The organism is Mycobacterium sp. NPDC004974, assembly GCF_053600815.1.
The window spans coordinates 1-21323 of the sequence record NZ_JBSGAQ010000006.1 but is presented as its reverse complement, the minus strand read 5'-3'; the positions used below and the strand labels follow the sequence as shown (position 1 = coordinate 21323).

The window sequence follows — 21323 nt, the reverse complement described above, 5'->3', positions numbered from 1 at the left end:
CGCCCCCTCAAACACCGCGAGCGACCGCGAATGTACGCAATTCACAGTGTGTTGGCGTACAGACACGGTCGCTCGGGGTGCTGGGGGAGCTACTAGGCCAGGGAGTCCTGCGGCTCGCGCTGGACCGGCTTGGGCCAGGGCTCGGGCTTGGGCCGCTGACGCACCCGTTGCGGCCACCAGAACCACTTGCCCATCAGTGCCGCGATCGACGGGGTCATGAAGGACCGGATGACCAGGGTGTCGAACAGCAGGCCCAGGCCGATCGTGGTGCCGACCTGGCCGATCACGGCGAGCTCGCTGACCGCCATCGACATCATGGTGAACGCGAACACCAGGCCCGCTGAGGTGACCACCGACCCGGTGCCGCCCATGGCGCGGATGATGCCGGTGTTCAAGCCGGCGTGGATCTCCTCTTTGAACCGGGCGACCAGTAGCAGGTTGTAGTCCGCACCGACGGCCAACAGGATGATCACCGACATGGCCAGCACCATCCAGTGCAGTTCCAGGCCGATCAGGTGCTGCCAGATCAGCACCGACAGACCGAAGGATGCGCCGAGGGACAGCACCACCGTGCCGACGATGACCGCGGCGGCCACCACGCTGCGCGTGAGGATCAGCATGATGATGAAAATCAGGCAGAGCGAGGCGATTCCGGCGATCAGCAGGTCGTAGTTGGCGCCTTCCTGCATGTCCTTGAACATGGCCGCGGTACCGCCGAGGTAGATCTTGGATCCCTCCAGCGGGGTGCCCTTGATCGCCTCCTTGGCGGCCAGCTTGATGGGTTCGACGTGAGCGACCCCTTCGGGGCTCATCGGGTCGCCCTCGTGGCTGATGATGAACCGCACCGCATGCCCGTCCGGGGACAGGAACATCTTCATGCCGCGCTTGAAGTCCGGATTGTCGAAGGTCTCCGGCGGCAGGTAGAACGAGTCGTCGTTCTTCGCCTTGTCGAAGGCCTGCCCCATGGCGGTGGAGTTGTCCTGCATCGCCGCCATCTGATCCTGCATGCCGCCCTGGGTGGCCTGCATGGTCAGCATCATGGTCTTCATCGTCTTCATGGTCGCGATCATGGGTTGCATGTTCGCGATCATCACCGGGATGAGGGCGTTCATCTTGTCCATGTCCGGGACGATCTGCTCGAAATCGGCTGTCATGGTGTCGACGCCGTCGAGGGTGTCGAACACCGAGCGCATCGACCAGCACATCGGGATGTCGTAGCAGTGCGGTTCCCAGTACAGGTAGTTGCGGATCGGCCGGAAGAAATCGTCGAAATCCGAGATGTGGTCGCGGAGTTCCTTGATGTCGTCGACCATGCCGTGCATCTTGCCGACCATGCTGTTCATGACGTCGCGCATCTGCTCCATGAGCGCGATCATCTTGTCCATCGTGTCGATGGTGATCTGCATTTCGTCGGCCTGCTTGAGCATGTCGGCCATGCGGTCCTGCATGTACTTCTGATTCATGGTCTGGGTCGTGCCCTGCATGCTGATGTTGAACGGGATCGAGGTGTGCTCGATCGGCGTTCCCTGCGGGCGCGTGATGGCCTGGACCCGGGAGACGCCCGGCACTCCGACGATGCGTTTCGCGATCCGCTCGATCACCAGGAAGTCGGCGGAATTGCGCAGATCGTGATCGCTCTCGATCAGCAGCAGTTCGGGGTTCATCCGGGCCGGGGAGAAGTGCCGGTCGGCGGCGGCGTAGCCGGTGTTGGCCGGCAGATCGGCAGGCAGGTACTTGCGGTCGTTGTAGTTGGTCTTGTACCCGGGCAGTGTCAACAGACCGATCAGCGAGATGGCGATGGTGGCGATCAGGATCGGTCCGGGCCAGCGCACCACCGCGGCACCGATCTTGCGCCAACCGCGGGTCCGCATGGCCCGCTTGGGTTCCAGCGTCTTGCCGAACTTGGTGGCCACCGTGATGATCGCCGAGCCGAGGGTGAGCGCGACCAGCACCACCATGACCATGCCGATGGCCAGCGGGATACCGAGCGACTGGAAGTAGGGCAGGCGCGTGAAGTGCAGACAGAACGTGGCGCCGGCGATGGTCAGGCCCGAGCCCAGGATGACGTGGGCGGTGCCGTGGAACATCGTGTAGTACGCCGACTCTCGGTCTTCACCGACACTTCGAGCCTCTTGATATCGGCCTATCAGGAAGATCGCGTAGTCCGTGGAGGCGGCGATGGCCAGCATCACCAACAGGTTGGTGGCGAATGTCGAGAGCCCGATGATGTTGTAGTAGCCCAGAAACGCCACCAGGCCGCGGGCCGCCGACAGTGACAACACCACCATGAACAGGGTGAGGATCACGGTCACGATGGAGCGGTAGACCGACAGCAACATGACGATGATGACCACGAACGTCAGCGCGGTGATCATCTCAAGGCTGCGGTTACCGGCGATCTCCTGATCGGCGGCCATCGCCGCCGGGCCAGTCACGTAGGCCTTGACGCCGTCCGGCGCCTGGACGCTCTGGACGATCTTCTCGGTGGCCTCGACCGATTCGTTGGCCAGCGCCTCGCCCTGGTTACCGGCGGTGTAGACCTGCACGTAGGCCGACAGGCCGTCGGAGCTCTGCGCGCCGGACGCGGTCAGCGGGTCGCCCCAGAAATCCTGGACGTGCTCGATGTGCTTCTTGTCGGCCTCGAGCTTGGCGACGATCTGGTCGTAGTACTTGTGTGCGTCATCGCCCAGCGGCTTGTCGCCCTCGATGACGACCATGACCGAGCTGTTGGACTTGAACTCCTGGAACACCTCGCCGACGCGCTTCATCGCGATCATCGACGGCGCATCGTCCGGTGTCATCGACACCGAACGCATCTTCCCCACTTCCTCGAGCTGGGGAACGATCACGTTCAGGAACGCGATGACGGCGATCCAGGCCAGGATGATCGGAATGGCCAGGCGCCGGATCCACTTGGCGATGCCGCCGTGGTTGCTGTGCTGCGGTGCGGAGGCGACCGGGATCGAGTCGGTCGGGGTGTCGTAATTGCTCATGCAGATTTCACCAAGCAGAAGGTCTGGGCGTTCACGCCGTTGGAGGTTCTCTCGTCCTTGAGTTCGTCATCGACGGTGATGCGGCAGCTGATCGTGCTGCCGTCGCCCTGGGCCACGATGTTGGGGAACACCGACGGTGCGGTGGATTCCAACCGCAGCGTCCACGGCAGGGTCACCCCGTCGATGCGCTGGGGCTGAGCGTCGAGATCGAGATAGTTCACGTCCGCGGTCGCGCCGGGCTCGCCGTAGATCTCATAGACCACGACTTTGGGGTCGAACGGTTTGGTGTCATCGACCTTGGCGCTGGAGATGCCGGAGCCGCCGCCTGCGCCGAAGAACGTGCGTACCCGCATCACCGTGAACCCGCCCACCAACACCACCACGATGATGATGAACGGAATCCAGAACCGTCTCAACAGCTTCATATTCGCTGGTCGGCCTTTCGGAGGTCAGGTACGCGGTGACGTACCGGCTAGCTGCGAAGCTCCATTGCCACTTCGTGATCATGTCGGCGTCGGCGGATTCCCGCCAACTTCTTTCTACGTCGACATCAGCGGCGACTTCCTCGCCGGAATCGTCCCGGAAGGGACTGACCGATATCTCCGAGATCAGCCGGCTGCCCGGCGCGCTCATGGCGGTGATGTCGGAGACGAGCCGACGCTGCTCATCCAATGGGATGAAGGGTAGTACGCCTTCCACGCTCCACAGGGTGGTCCGGTCGGCGTCGAATCCGGCCCCGGTGAGCGCGGCGGGCCAGTCTCCGCTGATGTTGGCGGGGACACTGCGCACGTCAGCCGTGGGTGTGGTGCCGGCCAGGGCGTCGGTCTTGACCTCGAGGATCGCCGGGTCGTCGACGACGTAGACGGTGGTGCCGGCGGGCCAGGGCAGTTGATAAGGACGCGGGTCCAGATCGGAGGCCAGGAAAACCACCTGCTCGGCGCCGGTCTCGACGGCTGTCATCAGATAGGTGTCGAGGAGGTCCGACGGGTGCGCCACGCATGAGCTCGACATCAGCACTCCTCCCCGCAGCTCTCCTTGCCGGATGTAAAGTGAAACCTATACAGTCGGCTAACTTCGATCAAGTTAGTTCGTTTAATTGACGGTGTGATCTAGCACCCTTGGGTACGCTCAGCGCGACGAAGGGACAGGTGTGGCAAAGGCTGTGGCGCCGCGTGGCTTTGCCCGCGAGCGGGTGCTGGAAGCGGCGTTGAGCCTGTTCGCCGAGCACGGTGTCAACGGCACGTCGCTGCAGATGATCGCCGACCGCCTCGGCGTCAGCAAGGCTGCCGTCTATTACCAGTTCCATTCCAAGGACGAGATCGCGCTGGCGGTCATCCAGCCGGTCTTCGACGACATGATGCGGTTGGTCCGCATCGCCGAGGCGATGTCCACGCCGGAGGCCCGGCGGGAGGCCGCGGTCAGCGGCATGGTGGAGATGGCGGTGCGGCATCGCCGGGTGACCGCGGTGTTCCACGGCGATCCCGTCATCGACAGCCTGGTACACAGCCGCGCCGAACTCCAGGACACGATCGAACGGCTCACCCGGATCCTGCTGGGCCCCGATCCCGATGCCGCCGACCGGATCTGCATGTCGGTGCTCGCCGCCGGTGTCTACGGCAGCGCCACCGACCCCACGCTCAACGACGTCAACGACGAGGAGTTGCACCGGGTACTGCTGGACTGCGCGCAGCGGTTGCTGCGCACGCCCGTCGTTCCTGCCTAGCCTGTGATCAGTCGCCGAGCGGTAGCTGGGTGGACAACTCCTCGTGCAGCCCTTGTATCGCCTCCTCGTCGTCCTCGCTGCCGACGTGATGCCCGGCGAACCAGTCCGCGTACTCGGTGATCTCGCTGAGTCGCCAATCGAGCGCAAACAACTCGACCATGAGCGGGTCGGCATCCAGCCGGTCGGAGCAGCCCGCGGCGATCAGGTCTGAGTAGTCCCGTTCCCGGGGAGCCAACCGAACGGTCTCCCAGTCAACGAGTTTCAGGAAAGTGCCGTGCACCACCTGATTGCCCTCGTGCGGTTCCCCATGCGTCGGTACCCAAGTGTGCCATCGGCTTTGCGCCTGCTGCGTGAGTTCGTGGTAGCGCTGGGTCCAGCATTCGATGTCGGAACCGTGCGCGGCCAGCGCGGTGCGGGCCGCTTCGCCGAACGGTCCCGAGTGCCACGGGTGCTCAGTGCGGAACCGCACCTCCTGGGCGAAGTCGGACGCGACGCGCGGCGACCAATCCCGCAGCGGCCCGCGGGCGGTCGTTGCGTGAAGCGAGTCGAGTGCGTTGATGACCTTTGTCAGGTGCGCCGGTGCGCGGTACTCGACTTCGGTGGGCGAATGACCGTCCAGCCAGGGCGTCGCGCTGAGAATGCCGACGCCGGCATCGACAGTGAACCGCCCCAGCCCGTTACGCAACGGGGCGCACACCATCTCCAGGCCGCCGGCCGCGAGCTCGGCGGCCGTGGCATACGCGTCTTCCAATGATGCTGCCGAGTGCCGTGTCCCGAGCTGATCCAGGGTGACGAACAGTGTGCCCCCGGCCCCGGTGGCCCGCCAATGGTGGGCGCCGCCGCCTACCGGAAGGTGCTCGATGTCTTCGACGGCCAGCGACCAATGGTCGGCAAGGGTTTGAGCGATCAGTTCGTCATTGACCGATGCCGGAGGGGTGCGCATGTCCGCCGATAATATTCAGGCGGAAGCAATCATCCCCGCAGCGCCGACGCGAAGATCGCCGGCAGCTTGCCCCATCCGGGTGCTCCGGCGAAGTCCACCAGCAATCGGCCTGTCGTCGCCGCGGTGCGGTTGTTGACGAACCATGGCGGCTTCGGCGACAACGACCACTCGCCGCGGAACACCGAACGCGGCGCGGGCCGGAACGGGCCCCGGACCACGGTGCGCTCCGGGCGGTCGAGCAGAAAAGCGTTGTGCACCACGCCGGTTCCGCTCTGGATGTCGTTGCGTTTGTGTCCGGGGAACGCTCCCCAGGTGGCCGTCGGTGTCAGGTAGCCGACGCCGGTCCAGGCGTTGATCGCGATGGTGCCGTAGCGCAGCTGCTCGACGAGGCGGTCGAACTTCTCGCCGAGGCCGGCGAGGGTGTCCGGGTGGGCGATGATGTTCACTCCGAGGGTGCCGACGAACTCGTCGTTGGCGACCCGAACGGCCTCCTCGGAGAACTGCTCATCCGGGACGTCGAGTTCGATCACACCGAGCACCGGGCCGAAGTACTCGGTGCACAACAATGCTTCGCGATCGGCCGGATCGACCACCAGGACCCGGGCACCCCGCGAGCCCAGGTGTTGTGAGTCCGGATACGACGTGTCCGCGCTGGCCACCCTGACGTCGGAGCCGGGGTAGTAGGCGGCCCGGGCCGGCGCGTCGTTGACGGCCTTGCGGACCGCGGCGATGAACTCGTCGCGCTGCGCCCAGCGCTTGGGCAGCACCACCACCTGCGCGGCCACGCAGTTGTAACCGTTGTTGTGCAGTCGTTGCGTGGCAACGTGATTGGCCTGAAACTCGATGTCGGCCCTGCTCCACGTGCCGGGCAATACGATCGTCGGCGACACCCCGCCGAGCTCGGCGGTCATCTCCTTGTCGAGCACCGGCTCATCAGCGGCCTTGCGTCGGGCACCCTCTTCCCCGGTGCCGAACACGATGGCGTCATAGGTCAGGGCGCTACCCGTCATGTGCACGTGGTCGACGAGCTTGTGCCGCACCAGATATGTACCGGCCTCGGCTCCGCCGGTCAGGATGCGTACCGCGCCGATGGCGATGAACGGGGCCAACACCTTGGTCAGCACCGGCAGCAACGGATCGGTGATCGGGTTGAGCTTGAGGGCCACGACGCGGTTGTTGGCGTAGAGCTCGTAGATGGTGTCCAGCGGGGCGATCGAGAAGATGTTGCCCGCGCCCAGAACCGCGCCCACGCCGTTGGTGCGGGACGGGTCGCGTTGGGCCAGACCGGCCGACCGAATTGCCTCGGCCTTCTCGATACCCGGCTGCAGCCATACCTCGGCGCTGAACCCGGACAGCAGCAGCTGGTCGAAGGTGTTGAGCGGCAGGGCCTTCACCGTGGTCCGGCCGCCCGGGGCGTAGCCGAACCCGGCGCCGTCGAGCGGGCTGCGGCCCACTTCGAGTTTGGCCAGGCTCTCGGACAGGGCGCCGAGTCCGGCTGCCAGTGAGTACGGGCCGGACATCCACTCCTCGCCGACCAGCGGTGAGGACGGGTCGAGTTGTTTGATCCCGACGGCAGCGTCGACCCATTCCGCGGCATGACGCACCGTCAGTGCGCGCACCTCGTCGAGCAATCCGCGGCGGGCCGCCAATGACAGGGAAGCCCAGGTCTTTTCGCCCTCGGCGAGTTCCCCGAGGGCCTCGTCGATCTGCGTTTCGGTCATGTCAGCTCGCGCTCTTGTCGAATTGCACCAGTGCGTCGTGGTGGTTGTGGGCGTACGGGGTGGGGCCGTCGCCCGTCTCCCGTTTGGCCACGATCGCAGCGTACTGCGCGAACGGAGTGGTCCGGTCCCATTTCGCCCTGGCTTCGGCCGGGCTGTAGCTCACGGTGTTCTTGGCCGGGATTCCCAGCAGTGTGGGGCCGACGATCGCCGTGGTGTGCGGCGTGGTGAGGTCGAGGATCGCCAGTTCCAGACGCGGATTGGCCGCGATGGCCCGTAGGACCGGGCGAACCACGGCGCGCGCCGCGACGTCGGCGAACCGGCGCTGCGGGATACCGCCCAGCAGGCGCATCCACTGGGGCATGGTGGCGATGATGGCGGCGCGCATCGGGACGTTGATCGCCTTGCGCAGCCAGCGCGGCATCCGCTCGGGCAGGATGTGATAGCCCAGATCGACCAGGTAATCCATCATGCGCTGGGCCACCTCCGAGCCGACCAGATCGGCCCGGTTGCTCTCGAAGTACTCGCGGATTCCCTCGCGGGTGCGCGGCACATCGTCGGGATTGATGGTCTGGAACTCCGCGGCCCGCGCGCATTCCTCCCAGTACTGGCTCTCTTCGGCAGGCGACAGCTTGCCGGGGCCGAACATCTCGTAGCTGTACAGAATCGAGTGCCAGGCGGTCAGGTGGATCCACAGCTGGGAGTGCGGATCGTTGGCGTCGAACGGGCGCTTGGTGATCGGCTCGGTGCCCACGGCCTTGGAGTGGATCTTGACCAGGATCTCGGACGCATTGAGGACCGCTTCGGCGTCGCCGAAGGCCACCAGCGCGAAGTATTGCATGGTCCGGTCGTAGCGCAGCCGGGTGCGCGCGTAGACCTGCCCGGTGGCGTCGACCGCGGCGGCCAGGAACGGGTCGAGGTGCTCGATGGTCACCGCACGGGAGAAGCCGATCAACATCGACGTGGGGTAGCTCCACACCTTCCAGGTGACCGAACCCGGGCCGAAGAAGCCGTAGTCCTCGGCCGGCGCCAACGGTTCGGCGACTGCCGGCAGGCCTGCCGCTCTGCGAAGTGCGATTAGCGCGTCCATCTGCGTCGTTCCCTTCGAAATCTAGTGGTACGTGACGTACCAGTTGGAGGAATGGTACGTGATGTACCACTTGATTGGCTAGGGTGTGTCTGTGGAGAGCGGCACTACCGGGAGATGGGCGGGCCAGCGGGAACGCCGGCGGGTCGAGTTCGTCGACGCCGCACTGTCCGCGATCGCCGAACACGGTCCGCAGACCTCGACCGAGCAGATCGCCGCTCACGTCGGTGTCACCCGTACCAAGCTCTACCGGCACTTCTCCGGCGCCGCCGACCTGCAGCGCGCGATCGCGCAGCGCGCCGCCGAGATGCTCAACACCGAACTCGCGCCGCTGTGGACACCGCACGGTTCGATGGCCCAGATCATCGAGGCCAGCGTCGGCGCCCACGTGGGGTTCCTCGTCGAGCACCGCAACCTCTATCGCTACCTGGCCCGGTGCTCACTCGGCGAAGACAGTTCGGCGCCCGACGCCATCGCGGACATCAGGCTGACCATCGGTACTCAGCTCGGTGCGCTGTTCACGGTGTACCTCAACGCGTTTGGGGTTGACACCGATCCGCAGCCGTTGGCGTTCGCCATCGTCGGGCTGGTCGAATCGACGACCGGTCGGTGGCTCGATCAACCCGGCTCCACCGGGCAGGACCGGCTGGTGGCCGATTTGGTGCGGTGGATCTGGCTGCTGGTCGACGACACCCTGCGGGCCGGCGGTGTGTACGTGGACAGCGACGAGCCGCTACCCACCCCCGATGTGATCGCGGCGCACGCCGAGATCTACCGAAACCCGCAACGCGTGGGCGTCGCCTGAAATTGGCGCCCTAGCGCTCGGTTTCGATGACTTAAGCGTGTCTCCCAATTCTGTTAATCTCCAGGGCCGTTGGTTCATCGAGTGATGTCCGCACGAGAGGCGGGAGCGCCCAGTCATGACCTTTGATGCACGCATTCCGGCTGGGCACGACGCCGCGGTGCGCGAGCTGCTCGCTGCCTGGCGCGTGATCCGCAAACGAGTCCCCTACGAATGGGACGACGCAACCGGGATGAGTCGATTCGTGCCGTCGCGGGATGCCGACCTCACACCGTTGGTCGGCATGCTCCGTGAAGCGGGGCTTGACCACGACGCGACGGATGAGGTCAGCCACCACTCATGCTGGGATCGCCTGCGTGCGGGAGCTGCGCAGTGGGACTTGCCTGCGGCTGCGGAGGCCTTCACCGCCTCGATGTGGTCCGCGCCCGGAGCATGGCGCAGCGTCCTACCGGCAGTTCTGCTTGCGACGTCGGCCCCGGAGCACGAGCTGAGGCCGTGGAGTGAGGATTCTGCCGATGTGTGTGAGGTGTGCGGCTGGAAGGCACGGCGCACGCAGGTCGTCGAGGAGTGGGCATCGCGGATGGCGGGAACGACGCCGCTGGACGGAGACCCCGTCGGTTGTGGGCTGGTGCTTTCGTGGACGGTGGGGGACCGGCCCGTCGCAACCGACTACGACCGTTGGGTTCTCGGCGCGGTGCGGGCAGTCATCAAAGCTCTACCCCCACAGACCCGATACGCGAATGCGGCTACCGCGCTCAAGGCAGCCAAGGTCATAACGATGGACCGTCATGAGGCGGTCGGGTTCCTCGAAACACTCGCGCTGGTCGGGGTGCTCGCGCCGCCGGAGCGCCCGGGACTTGCCGAGAGGTTCACCACGTATCGCGAGCGGGATCAACGCCCAAAGGTGCGCATCGAACCGCAGGCCCCGCTGGCATGGTGGGATACGAGCGTCGGTGATCGTGGTTGGCGTGATGATGTGTTCGACCGCCTGTTCGGATTCCTCGATGTTCCGGTGGTCGACCCGGAAGCGCCACGGCCGTCTCCTGCTCCGCCGTTGAAAGAGACCACGCTGGGCGGGCTGGCGGCGCGAGTTCGTGCATTGACGCCGAGGCCTCGGAAGGTTCCGGCATCGATCGGCACGGGACCGCCGGAGGTGGGTGACGTGTGGGCCGTGCGAGTGCGACCCGATGCCTGGGTCACTGTGTACGTGCACGAGATCATGCTCGCCCGAGACCGTCCCTATGCGAAGACGGAATTCCTCTCCGGAGTCTTCCCGCAGATGCCGAGCGCCGATCAGCTCATGCTGGTCGGGCAGCCGCGTGCGTCAGGGCGAAACGTCAACCACGTCCATTCCCTGGAGAAGACGCCGTGGGTGCGTCGCGTTGCACAAGGTGTGCCAGCGCCGTACGCCGACGAAACTCTGCCCGAGCGAGGTGGCTGGCAGGCGGCCAAGGAGCTTGCGCACCTCGCCGGATGGAACTTCACCGAGCTTTGAGGTGGCAGGCCTCACGGACAGCGCCTCGTTGGCCCGACCTGACTGTACGGCGCGGAGTCGCCTGAAATGTGGTCTACGGGGCGAGGTCCGCGACGGCCTGCGCAGCCGACGTGACCCGGTGCAATCGCAACGCGGTGTCACCGGCGTACAGCGCGGCCCGGTCCGCCCAGTGCACCGGCATGTCTGCGGTGAGCGTGATCGGGGTGAGGAACGGCAGCGCCGGATGTTGCAGGTGCAGCAGTGCACCATCCCCGCGGTCGGGGATCCGGGCCATCGGCGCGCTGTATTTGTTGATTGCCGCCGGCAGCCGGCGTGCGCTCCCCTCGGGGCGGCACCAGCGCCGGGTCATAGCGTTCGGGATCACCCGATGTCGCTCCGGCCAGCCCAGGCCGAACACCGTCGTCTCGATTGTGCTGTCCGCGTCGATGATTCGCTGCCGGTACGCCGGGTGGGCGCCGGATTCGTGGGTGAGCAGGAACCGGGTGCCTGCCAGCACACCCGCGGCGCCGGCGCTGAGCGCCGCACGGGTATCGGCTGCCGTGGCGATGCCTCCCGCGGCGAAGACCGGTCGGGAACCGGCCAATGCCAGTGCCTTTGGCAGGAAATCGGCCTGCGGCACGGTGCCCACGAGGTGTCCGCCCGCCTCACGGCCCTGTGCGATCAATCCGTCGGCCCCGCAGGCCAGCGCCTCGGTGGCCTGCTCTTCGGTGCCGACCATCACCATGACGAACACGCCACCGTCTGAGAGTCGTTGGATCAAGGCTCGATCGATCGCGAAGGCCATCACCGCGATATCGATCCTCGCTTCCAGACAAACCTCGATGTGGGGGCGACGGGTGAACGGCATCAACAGATTCACCGCGACCGCACGGCCGGGAGCCTGTTCCCGGACCCTCGAGATGGCGGTCTTGAGCTGCCTGGGCGGCAGCAGCCCTAATGTGCCCAGTCCGCCTGCCGCTGACACCGCGGCGGCCAGTGGTGCACCCGCAATGCCGCCGCCCATGCCCGCTTGGACCACTGGTACATCGAGTTTCAGCCGATCTGCGATGTCCATTCCGCGATTCTGCACCCGCGGTGCTGGGTTACCAGCGGCAGACGTCGGCGCCGGAACCGGAGTCGACGGCGCGGAAGGCGAGCAGATGCCGCTGCCACCACGGCAGCGGCGCCGCGAGGACCGGGTCGTTGGTCGCGTCGTTCACCACCTGCGGCGGTCCGCCGTGCAGGTAGGCGATTCGGATGCCGGTGAGGCCGGCGTCCTTCCACAACAGCACCGTGCGGCGCAGCTCGAGCCAGGGGATGCGGACCGGAGGATCTTCGGACATCCAGCGGGTCTGCCGGCGAAGGAATGTCATGTCGCCCGGATGCGCGGGCAACTCCAGCCCGACCACGGTGACGGTGTCGCGCTGGTAGCCCGCGAGTTGGAGGGCGGTGACGCCGGGGAGCAGGTGGTTGGTGGTGCCCTCCTCGGTGTGCAGGTTGCTGAACATCGAGAAGTTCGCGACTGTCTTGAGCCCCACATACGGGGTGACCCCGTTGGCGAGCGCCAGCAGCGGCGCGACGAGCAGCACCAGGGGGCGCAGGTGCCAGTTCGGGGCGCGGACGCCGGTCGCCTGTGTGGTGCGGTAGCCGCGCAGCAGCGCAACCATGAACGGGATCACGGCGATGGCCCAGGTGAGTACGAGCAGGGTGTGCCACGGTAGGCCGATCGGGCTGGCCGGCGACTCGGCCGAACTCGACACCACGCTGAGCAGCACATGGGCCGCGAAACCGGTGAGCGCCACCCGGCGCAGCGCAGTGGTTCGGGGCGCCAGGGCCGCGAACACCTCGGTCGGGACCAACAGCACGTACACCGCGAACACGACCGTGGCGAAATCATAGAACGAGGCCAGCGCCAGGATCGAGTGGAAGCCCACCCCCAGCAGCACGCCCCAGAACCGCAGGCGTGGAACCGCCAGCAACCCGAGGATGGCGGCCTCGATCACGACCGCGACAACGGCCACGAACTGCCCGACAGCCGGACCCGGCACCACATCGGCGAAGCCATTGAGCCAGATGAGCTGGCCGAACAGGTCGCTGCCGCACGAGATTTCCGGGGAGAAGTAGGCGGTGTTCAACTTGTCGAACACGGTGAACAGGTAGACCACCAGCAACACCAGGCCGACCGGACTACGCGCGGCGTCCAGCCAGCGCTCGACAAAACTGTCCGGCACACCCGGCCGGTTCCGGACCGCCAGCGCCCATAACGCCGCGGTCGCGAGCGCGACCGCGACCAGCAGGCTCAACATCAGATGGTTCGACGCGGCAGGCAGGTTCAGCACGGCCACCGTGGCGCCGGCCGCCACAGCCAGACCGGCGGCGGCCACCGAGCCGGGAAAGATCAGGGCGGGCAGGCCGGCCACCAAAGCCGGCGCCACCGCGAGGGGCTGGCTGTCGGAGTAGTGGAAAACCAACGCCATCGCGAACAGCGTTGCGAACCAGCCGAGTTGCTGACGTGCGCCGGTGGGGTCGTCCGTTCGGGCGTTGCTGCGCCACCGCATTGAGACGACTGTACCGGGCGGCCGTCATGGGTCGTCGGCAGCCGGCGCCGCCTGGCCGTTTGCGGCGTAATCTGAAAAGCGATGGATGGGTGCGGTAGGGCCCAAACGCCTTGCCGTGTAACGGAAAGGATAAGAAATGAGTACAGTCCATTCATCAATCGACCTACACCCGGACATCATGGCCCTGAGGGCGAGCTATGACCGTGTCGCAGAGTCGATGGCCGCGCAGGTCACCTTCGGCCTGACGTTGCTGACGGCGATGTACGTCGCGCTGTCACCCTGGATCGTCGGCTTCGACGCCTTCAACAGGCTGACGGTCAACGATCTGATCGTCGGAGGGGCGATCGCGTTCCTGTCAATGTGCTTCAGCTTCGCGCTGGACCGGGCGCACGGCATGACCTGGACACTGCCGATCTTCGGTGTGTGGCTGATCATCTCGCCGTGGGTGTTTGTCAGTGGACCGACCGCAGGCATGATCTGGTCGCACGTGATCAGCGGTGCGCTCGTGATGGTGCTGGGCTTCAACGCGATGTATTTCGGGATGCGGGTGCGCAATTCTGAAGCGCGGCATGCCTGACCGGCACAGTGGCCGGTAGGCGCCGCTGAGAGGCCAGCCGGATCCCGGCTGGGAGGGAAATCTGCGCGCCCGGGCCGACCCTGGTATCTGAGGATGCGTCAATTTGCGCCCCGGTCCGGGTTTCGCGCCATATCCTGGGCAAACGCAGGACTTCCGATGACGGCGATGGCGGGTACGAACTGCTGAGATGAAGCTGGCGGGGCGGGAAGAAGAACTGGCGGCGATCCGTCGTTCCCTTGGTGGGCCGGGAACCCATCACGGTGTGGTGATCGTCGGCAGTGCCGGCGTCGGCAAGACCAGGTTGGCCCGGGAGGCCCTCAGCCATGCCGCGGCGTCCGGGCACCGGACCAATTGGTTCGTCGGAACCGAATCGGCGCGGGCCATCCCGCTCGGAGCATTCACGGGATCGATCAGCCAGGGCATGTGCGACCCGTTGCCGGACGTGCGGCGCCTGATCGATTCCTTCGTCGCTCAGCAGCGCATGGGCAAGGTCGTCATCGGCATCGACGACGCCCACCTGCTCGACCCGCTGTCCGCGCATGTCGTACACCAACTGGCGCAGACGCAGGGGGTGCGTCTCGTCGTCACCGCGCGTTCCGGCGGTCCGGAACCCGACGCGGTGACCGCCTTGTGGAAGGACAGCCTGCTCGACCGGATAGACCTCGAACCGCTGTCCGCCACCGCGGCCGCCGTGCTGGTCGAATCCGCGGTCGCCGGACCGGTCGACAGCCGCAGCACGCGCCGCTTCTGGAAACTCACCGGAGGCAACGCGCTGTACCTGCTGCAATTGGTCAAGGACCAGATCGCCGCCGGGCGGATGCACAAATCCGCCGGGGTGTGGATGTGGGACGGAGATGTGGCGGTATCCCAGAGCATCACCGACATGGTCGGACGCCGACTGGGCGAACTCGAACCCGGTATGGCGCTGGTGCTGGACACGCTTTCGCAGTGCGAGCCGCTGAGCGTCGACGTCCTGGTTGACCTGGTCGATCAGGCCGACCTGGAGGCCGCCGAGCAGATGCATCTGGTCACGGTCGAACGCGCCGGACGTGGTCTGGTGGCCACGCTTGCTCATCCGCTGTACGGCGAATTGCGTAGGGCCACCGCCGGTGAGATACACCTGTCGAAAATCCGTGGGGAGCTCGCGCGGCGGCTGGCGTCGGAGCCCGACGGGGATATGCGCGCGACGGTGCGCCGGGCGCTCCTGACGCTGCACTCCGACCTGCCACCTGATCCTGAGCTGTATCTGACTGCGGCACGGTGCGCCGCAGTCCTGCTCGATCCCGATGCCGCGAACCGATTCGCCGCTGCCGCAGGCGAATGCGGTGCACCGGAGGCCGCGCCGATGCGGGCCATGACGTTGTTCTTGCTGAGCCGAGGTGACGACGCCGAGGCGGTCCTGAGTGATATCAGCACCGACGGCAGGCCGGACAGCCATCATTGGGCGACAGTGCGGGCGGCCAACCTGGCCTGGATCCTGGGCAGGCCTCGTGGTGCCGGTGCCATATTGGAAAACCTGACTGGCACAAACGAATCCGATGAGCAGCGGATGGAACGCCTGGCGATGCAGGCTTGTGTCGACGCCGTACTCGGGCAATGTGCGAGTGCCGAGAAGAATGCCAGGGCCGCCCTGGATTCCGGCGGGCTGCCCGACCTGCACGCGATGATGGCCTCGCTCGCGTTGATGATGGCGCTCGGCGCCCTCGGACACGTCGATGAGATCCCCGACGTCGCCGAGCAGGCTATCGCGCGGGCCATCACATCATTCGAATCCTCGCCGATACGATTCTGGTTCGGCGCGGTTCACGGCCGGGCTTGCCGACTGACCGGCCGCATCGACGAATGTCTGGCCATGGCAGCCCGGTTGGACGAGTCGGCACGTGACGTTCCCGGCCTCGCCTATGCCAACCTCGCCTACCTGCTCGGCCACGCTGAATTGGTCCGGGCCGATCTCGCCGCTGCCGTCAAGCACCTGCACGAGGCGTATGCCGGTGCCGAAACACATGAAATAACAACGGGTTTACGGGTTGCCAGCTGCTTTTCTCTGGCCGAGGCGTACGCCAAACTCGGCCAGGCCGACGCGGCCACCGAAGCGCTGGCCCGGGCCCGGCAGCGGGTGCCGGAGGATTACGTGTTCATGGGTACCGCGATGTCGGTGGCCACCGGGTGGACGCTGGCCGCCGGCGGCGCGTTGACCGACGCCATCGAGATGGTGCGCAAAGCGGGCCGCGACGCGGCGCGACGTGAACAGCCGACGCATGAACTGCTGTGCCTGCAGACGGCCGCGCAGTGGGGAGACACCGCGGGCGCGGCGCGCGCACGGGAGCTGGCGGACACGCTGAAACTGCCGCTGGCCGAAACGGTGGCGCGCCACATCGAGGCACTGGCGGCCGACGATGGTGCCGGATTGCTTGCTGCCGCAGAGGGTTACCGCGTGATCGGTGACCGGGCCACCGCCACCGACGCCACCGCGCAGGCCGCGGTCGCGTTCGGTCGCCATGGTCAGGGCAAGCGCAGCGCCTATGCGGCTGCCGTGGCGCAGGAGGGCGCCGACGAATGCGGCGGGCTGTGTACCCCGGCGCTGCGCAACCCGGCCGGTCAGCCGCTGACCGGCAGGCAGCGCGAGATCGTCGAACTCGTCGTTGCGGGCCTGTCCAACAAGCAGATTGCCGAGCGGCTGGTGATGTCGGTGCGCAGCGTGGAAGGTCACCTCTACCGGGCCTGCCAGCGTGTGGGCGCCAGCTCACGTGAGCAGCTCGCCGCCATCATCCGTCGTGGTCCGAAGGGGCCGGCATGACGTGCCGACGCAGCACGTCCGCGGCCTCGGTCTGGTAGGCGTGCTCGGCCCAGGCCAGCGGCGTCGAGCCGAAGCGCCGGTCGGTGATCGTCGTATCGGCCCCGGCATCGAGGAGGCGCCGGATCAGCGGGAGGTCGCCGGCCCAGGCGGCCTGGTGCAGGGCTGTCGCGCCTTCGTCGTCGACGGCGTTCGGGTCGTCGGGGAACACCGGAGCGACCACATCCACTCCGGATACGTCGATTCCGTGCCGGGCGAGCAGGTCGAGCCGGTCGGTGAAGGCGTGCTCGGCAGCCCAGGTGACCTGGCGCCGCCACATCTCGTCACGGGATTCCATTGCCTCGCCCAGCCGCAGCTCCCATGGGCTCGGCCCGGCGTCGATGAGTCGGTGCGCGAACAGCAGTTCCAGGTGTGAATCGTCGGCGCGAAACATCCGGTTGTACAGCGTCTGCTGGTCGACCGGGTGTGCGCCTCTGGTCAGCAGCAACGTGGCCAGTTCGGGGGCGAACGGGTGCCGGGGCTGACGCCGTGGACCTTGCTCGCCCTCGCCGAAAACTCCGGTCAGCACCGTGAAGGGTGTCGACAGCCCGCACCACAGGTATCCGGCATTCGGGTCGGCACCGGCATCGAGCAGCAGGGTTGCGGCCGCGAGCACCTCGTCGGCGTTGCGGCTCAACGGAACTCGTGAATAGCACAGGTACATCAGCGGAACCCAGCCGAACGGACCGCCACCGGTGTTCGCCAGTGCGGGCCGGGTTGTCAGATGGCGGGCCAGCGCCACCGGATCTGCCGCCGACGCGGCGGCCCAGACATGGGCGTCGACCAGATCGGGCTCGGCGGCGAGTAGGGCCGCGGCGGCATCCCGGCGCGGCGGTGCGTCGGTTTCGTTGTAGCGCAACGATGCCCATGAACTGAACCGGTCCGCGGCACCCAGGGTGTCCTCATCGAGTGCGCCGGGGTCGACGCTGAGTGCGGCCGCGTCGCGCAGGTAGTGCACGAGCCTGGGCCAGCTGCTGAAACCGTAGTCGCGAGCGACGTCGAACTGGGCTTCGTGCAGTGGGATGCGATTCGCGCGCTGCAGCTTGCGGGCTTCCACCCGTAGGTGGTCGATCGAGGGATTGCTCGGCAGACGGCTGGCCATGACGGCCTCCTCTCACGCACCCGCGTCCGCAATCGGGCTGAGAAGAGGTCGGTCACAAGGCAACTCAGTGTGCAGGGAGGCTGGGCCTCTTCGAGCGGACGTCGGGCGTTCCTGCACGCCCGACGTCACTCTACCGGCCCGCGACCGTCGGCGAAATGCCGACGGTCCGTAGCGTGCCGGGTTCTTTTAGTTGCAGACAGCGCCGACGGCGGCGGACTGGACCAGTTTGATGTACTTGGCCAGCACGCCGGTCTTGTAGCGCGGGGGCAGCGGTTCGAAACCGGCCTTGCGGGCCTCGAACTCGGCCTCGTCGACCAGCACGTCGAGCGTCCCGTTCGCCACGTCGAGGCGGATCCGGTCGCCGTCACGCACGAACGCGATCGGCCCGCCGTCGACGGCCTCCGGGGCGATGTGCCCGACGCACAGGCCCGTCGTCCCGCCGGAGAACCGGCCGTCGGTCATCAGCAGCACGTCCTTGCCCAGCCCGGCACCCTTGATGGCGCCGGTGATGGCCAGCATCTCGCGCATACCGGGGCCGCCCTTGGGGCCCTCGTAGCGGATCACCACGACGTCGCCGTGCGTGATGGTGCCGTCCTCCAACGCGTCCAGGGCAGCCCGCTCGCGCTCGAAAACCCTTGCGGTGCCTTCGAACACGTCGGACTCGAACCCTGCGGACTTCACCACGGCACCCTCGGGGGCCAGCGAGCCGTGCAGGATCGTGATCCCGCCCGTGGGGTGGATCGGGTTGTTCATCGCCCGCAGCACCTTGCCGTCCGGGTCGGGCGGCGCGATGTGAGCGAGGTTCTCGGCCATGGTCTTGCCGGTGACGGTCAGGCAATCACCGTGCAGCAGACCGGCATCCAGCAGCGCACGCATCACCACCGGCACACCACCGATCTGGTCGACGTCCTTCATCACGTGACGGCCGAAGGGCTTCACGTCGGCCAGGTGCGGGACCTTGGCCCCGATGCGGGTGAAGTCGTCCAGCGTCAGCTCGACCTCGGCCTCGCGGGCGATCGCAAGCAGGTGCAGCACCGCGTTGGTGGAACCGCCGAAGGCCATCACGACGGCGATGGCGTTCTCGAAGGCTTCCTTGGTGAGGATGTCGCGCGCGGTGATGCCGCGGCGCAGCATCTCGACGACCGCCTCGCCGGACTTGCGGGCGTACTCGCCGCGCCGCTTGTCCACGGCCACCGGAGATGCGCTGCCCGGCAACGACATACCGAGGGCCTCGGCGGCGGACGCCATGGTGTTGGCGGTGTACATGCCGCCGCAGGCGCCCTCACCCGGACAGATGGCCCGCTCGATGATGTCGACGTCCTCGCGCGACATCAGCCCGCGCGCACATGCGCCGACCGCCTCGAAGGCGTCGATGATGGTGACTTCCTTCTCGGTGCCGTCGGTCAGCTTGGCGACGCCGGGCATGATCGAGCCGTTGTAGAAGAACACCGAGGCCAGATCCAGCCGGGCCGCGGCCATGAGCATGCCGGGGATCGACTTGTCGCAACCCGCCAGCAGGACCGAGCCGTCCAGGCGCTCGGCCTGGATCACGGTCTCGACGCTGTCGGCGATCACCTCGCGGGAGACCAGCGAGAAGTGCATGCCCTCATGGCCCATCGAGATGCCATCGGACACCGAGATGGTGCCGAACTCCAGCGGGTAGCCGCCGGCCTCGTGCACACCGTTCTTGACGTCCTGCGCCAGGCGCTGCAAGGACATGTTGCAGGGGGTGATCTCGTTCCATGACGACCCGACGCCGATCTGCGGCTTGACCCAGTCGTCGTCGCCCATCCCTACCGCGCGGAGCATTCCGCGGGCTGCGGTCTTCTCCAGGCCGTCGGTGACGTCGCGGCTGCGGGGCTTGATGTCAGGGGTCTCGGCAGACATGCAGGTAAGTATGCCTCCCGCTTTGTTAGCCGCCCAAATTCTTCTGATACCCAAGGGGGTATGTGTTCAGCCGGTCCACTCGGTGGACTTGATGGTGAGGTCGAGCCCCATCAGGAATCCCACGATGGTGCACACGATCGACACGAGGGGCCATACCCACAGCCACCGGCGGGTGAAGAACACCATGATGACGCTCCCGCTGAACCCCGCAATCAGTCCGCCGCCGATCCAGCCGAAGGTGGTCGGATAGACCTGATCGTCATAGGGGGTCGGGCCGCACGTCGCGTGGCAGACGTCGGTCGACATCCCGAAGAACAACGACAGCCACGCGGCCGCTGCGGCGCCGAGCACGGCGACGATCCACAGTGCGACGGTGAGGATCATGCTGACCACTGTGACGGCGGTGCCGAGCCCGGAGCGGGCGCGCGGCTCTGCCGGCTGGGGCTGTGGTTGAACGGGCCAGCCATACGGGGGGTAGGCCGGGGGCTCGCTGTACGGGCCAGGCCAGGGTGGCTGTGACATCGCGTCGAGCGTATCCGGCCCAGGGGCGGCCCGTTCGCACCATTTCGCCCGGCCAAAAGGATATGGATACCCCTGTGGGGTACCCGTATACTGATGTCATGGACGCGGCTGACAACTCGGGTGCACATGGCTACTCGGCGCAGAAGGAGAACTACGCCAAACGGCTGCGCCGGATCGAAGGCCAGGTCCGGGGCATCGCCAAGATGATCGACGAGGACAAGTACTGCATCGACGTCCTCACCCAGATCAGCGCCGTCAACAGTGCGCTGCAGTCCGTGGCACTCGGCCTGCTGGACGAGCACCTCGGACATTGCGTGACGCAGGCCGTCTCCGAAGGCGGAGATCAGGCCGAGGCCAAGCTGGCCGAGGCATCGGCTGCCATCGCCCGCCTGGTCCGCTCCTGAGCATGCTGGTCCTGAAGATCGCCCTCATCGTCTTCATCGTGGCGGCACTGCTCTTCATCGCCGCCACGGGCCTCCGGCGGTGGCGAAAGGACCCGGGCCTGGTGGACCTCAGCGTTCCCTACGCGGCGCGCTACGGAGCGCCGATGGCGGGCAACTGGACCCCGCCGATCGAGGACAACGTCCAGATCGTCGCCGAGGAACCGCTCGATGACGACCCGAAATCGAACTAGTCGGCCAAGGCCTGCTCGATGCGCTCGACCTTCGCGGTGAGCTGCCCGGTATAGCCGGGACGGATATCGGCCTTCAACACCAGGCTGACGCGTGGCGACACGGCGGACACAACTTCCACGGCCTGCTTCACCACGGCCATCACCTCGTCCCATTCACCTTCGATGTTGGTGAACATGGCATTGGTCTCGTTGGGCAGGCCCGAAGCCCGCACCACCCGCACCGCTTCGGCCACCGCGGCGCCGACACTTCCGGTTTCATCCCCGCCCGTCGGGCTGATGCTGAACGCGACAATCACGGAATCGATTGTGCGCTCACGTTCGTAACGCAGTGGCGGCCGGAGCGCCCTCAAAGTCAAGTGGCTAGTGCAACGTGGTTACGCAGCTTGATTGAGGAGGGTGGCGAGGCGTTGGGCTGGGGTGTCGAGGTCCAGGGTGGGTCGGGGCCGGCTGTTGAGTTTGTCTTGGACCCG

19 protein-coding genes are annotated in these 21323 nt (G+C 66.6%); 7 read left to right on the top strand and 12 right to left on the bottom strand.

The genetic code is table 11. The features are described 5' to 3' along the window. Window positions 1-92 precede the first annotated feature (92 nt). Genes ACWEFV_RS15610 through ACWEFV_RS15600 form a run of 3 tightly spaced genes read right to left on the bottom strand, consistent with a single transcriptional unit; the run spans window position 93 to window position 4004 of the window. Window positions 93-2993, bottom strand: coding sequence for an MMPL/RND family transporter (locus tag ACWEFV_RS15610; RefSeq protein WP_450070815.1), 2901 nt, complete (start codon window positions 2991-2993; stop codon window positions 93-95). Beyond that, window positions 2990-3364 (bottom strand): MmpS family transport accessory protein, encoded by a 375-nt coding sequence (locus ACWEFV_RS15605; protein ID WP_450070814.1) that lies wholly within the window; start codon window positions 3362-3364, stop codon window positions 2990-2992. Before ACWEFV_RS15605 ends, ACWEFV_RS15610 begins: the two co-directional genes overlap by 4 nt. After that, a complete protein-coding gene (locus ACWEFV_RS15600; RefSeq protein WP_450070813.1) occupies window positions 3282-4004 on the bottom strand; it encodes a class I SAM-dependent methyltransferase in 723 nt (240 codons plus the stop codon). The genes ACWEFV_RS15605 and ACWEFV_RS15600 overlap by 83 nt, the downstream gene beginning before the upstream one ends. 139 nt (window positions 4005-4143) lie before the next feature. On the opposite strand from ACWEFV_RS15600, the gene ACWEFV_RS15595 reads away from it, so the two are divergent. After that, window positions 4144-4716 carry a TetR/AcrR family transcriptional regulator gene (locus ACWEFV_RS15595; protein WP_450070812.1) on the top strand — a complete coding sequence of 191 codons (573 nt, stop codon included), beginning with the start codon at window positions 4144-4146 and terminating at the stop codon, window positions 4714-4716. Window positions 4717-4723: 7 nt separating this feature from the next. Here the strand turns inward: ACWEFV_RS15595 and ACWEFV_RS15590 are convergent, their stop codons facing one another. From ACWEFV_RS15590 to ACWEFV_RS15580, 3 genes are read right to left on the bottom strand one after another with little or no spacing between them, the layout of a single operon-like run. Continuing rightward, window positions 4724-5659 (bottom strand): phosphotransferase, encoded by a 936-nt coding sequence (locus ACWEFV_RS15590; RefSeq protein ID WP_450070811.1) that lies wholly within the window; start codon window positions 5657-5659, stop codon window positions 4724-4726. Window positions 5660-5688: 29 nt separating this feature from the next. Further along, window positions 5689-7380, bottom strand: coding sequence for an aldehyde dehydrogenase family protein (locus ACWEFV_RS15585; protein ID WP_450070810.1), 1692 nt, complete (start codon window positions 7378-7380; stop codon window positions 5689-5691). Window position 7381: 1 nt separating this feature from the next. Further along, a complete protein-coding gene (locus ACWEFV_RS15580; RefSeq protein ID WP_450070809.1) occupies window positions 7382-8467 on the bottom strand; it encodes an oxygenase MpaB family protein in 1086 nt (361 codons plus the stop codon). 91 nt (window positions 8468-8558) lie between these two features. Between ACWEFV_RS15580 and ACWEFV_RS15575 the strand changes: the two genes are divergently transcribed. Beyond that, entirely contained in the window at window positions 8559-9269 is a 711-nt protein-coding gene (locus ACWEFV_RS15575; RefSeq protein ID WP_450070808.1) for a TetR/AcrR family transcriptional regulator, read from the top strand. Between the two features lie 115 nt (window positions 9270-9384). Beyond that, window positions 9385-10761 (top strand): hypothetical protein, encoded by a 1377-nt coding sequence (locus tag ACWEFV_RS15570; protein WP_450070807.1) that lies wholly within the window; start codon window positions 9385-9387, stop codon window positions 10759-10761. A gap of 73 nt (window positions 10762-10834) precedes the next feature. Here the strand turns inward: ACWEFV_RS15570 and ACWEFV_RS15565 are convergent, their stop codons facing one another. Continuing rightward, on the bottom strand, window positions 10835-11815 hold the full coding sequence (locus tag ACWEFV_RS15565; protein WP_450070806.1) for an NAD(P)H-dependent flavin oxidoreductase: 981 nt from the start codon (window positions 11813-11815) through the stop codon (window positions 10835-10837). A 28-nt stretch (window positions 11816-11843) separates the two neighbouring features. Continuing rightward, window positions 11844-13298, bottom strand: coding sequence for a hypothetical protein (locus ACWEFV_RS15560; RefSeq protein ID WP_450070805.1), 1455 nt, complete (start codon window positions 13296-13298; stop codon window positions 11844-11846). Between the two features lie 136 nt (window positions 13299-13434). On the opposite strand from ACWEFV_RS15560, the gene ACWEFV_RS15555 reads away from it, so the two are divergent. Together ACWEFV_RS15555 and ACWEFV_RS15550 are read left to right on the top strand one after the other, a co-directional pair. Continuing rightward, the gene (locus ACWEFV_RS15555) at window positions 13435-13875 is read left to right on the top strand and encodes an SPW repeat protein (protein WP_135451493.1); all 441 of its coding nucleotides are present in this window, start codon (window positions 13435-13437) and stop codon (window positions 13873-13875) included. A 187-nt stretch (window positions 13876-14062) separates the two neighbouring features. Then, window positions 14063-16672, top strand: a complete 2610-nt coding sequence (locus ACWEFV_RS15550) for a LuxR C-terminal-related transcriptional regulator (protein ID WP_450070804.1) — start codon at window positions 14063-14065, stop codon at window positions 16670-16672. Here the strand turns inward: ACWEFV_RS15550 and ACWEFV_RS15545 are convergent. The 3 genes from ACWEFV_RS15545 to ACWEFV_RS15535 all read right to left on the bottom strand — a co-directional run bounded on the left by ACWEFV_RS15545 (window position 16641) and on the right by ACWEFV_RS15535 (window position 20219). Next, window positions 16641-17810 carry an ankyrin repeat domain-containing protein gene (locus tag ACWEFV_RS15545; protein WP_450070803.1) on the bottom strand — a complete coding sequence of 390 codons (1170 nt, stop codon included), beginning with the start codon at window positions 17808-17810 and terminating at the stop codon, window positions 16641-16643. The genes ACWEFV_RS15550 and ACWEFV_RS15545 overlap by 32 nt on opposite strands. A 186-nt stretch (window positions 17811-17996) precedes the next feature. Beyond that, on the bottom strand, window positions 17997-19697 hold the full coding sequence (ilvD, locus tag ACWEFV_RS15540) for a dihydroxy-acid dehydratase (RefSeq protein ID WP_450070802.1): 1701 nt from the start codon (window positions 19695-19697) through the stop codon (window positions 17997-17999). A 66-nt stretch (window positions 19698-19763) separates the two neighbouring features. After that, complete coding sequence (locus tag ACWEFV_RS15535; protein WP_450070801.1) at window positions 19764-20219, bottom strand: hypothetical protein; 456 nt, start codon at window positions 20217-20219, stop codon at window positions 19764-19766. A gap of 98 nt (window positions 20220-20317) precedes the next feature. Here ACWEFV_RS15535 and ACWEFV_RS15530 point away from each other — a divergent pair, with 98 nt between their 5' ends. Further along, window positions 20318-20623, top strand: coding sequence for a copper-sensing transcriptional repressor RicR (locus ACWEFV_RS15530; protein WP_044514570.1), 306 nt, complete (start codon window positions 20318-20320; stop codon window positions 20621-20623). 2 nt (window positions 20624-20625) lie between these two features. Next, on the top strand, window positions 20626-20853 hold the full coding sequence (locus ACWEFV_RS15525; RefSeq protein WP_450070800.1) for a hypothetical protein: 228 nt from the start codon (window positions 20626-20628) through the stop codon (window positions 20851-20853). Here the strand turns inward: ACWEFV_RS15525 and ACWEFV_RS15520 are convergent. Beyond that, the gene (locus ACWEFV_RS15520; protein ID WP_135451499.1) at window positions 20850-21149 is read right to left on the bottom strand and encodes a thiamine-binding protein; all 300 of its coding nucleotides are present in this window, start codon (window positions 21147-21149) and stop codon (window positions 20850-20852) included. The two genes, ACWEFV_RS15525 and ACWEFV_RS15520, sit on opposite strands and share 4 nt — an antisense overlap. Window positions 21150-21323 lie beyond the last annotated feature (174 nt).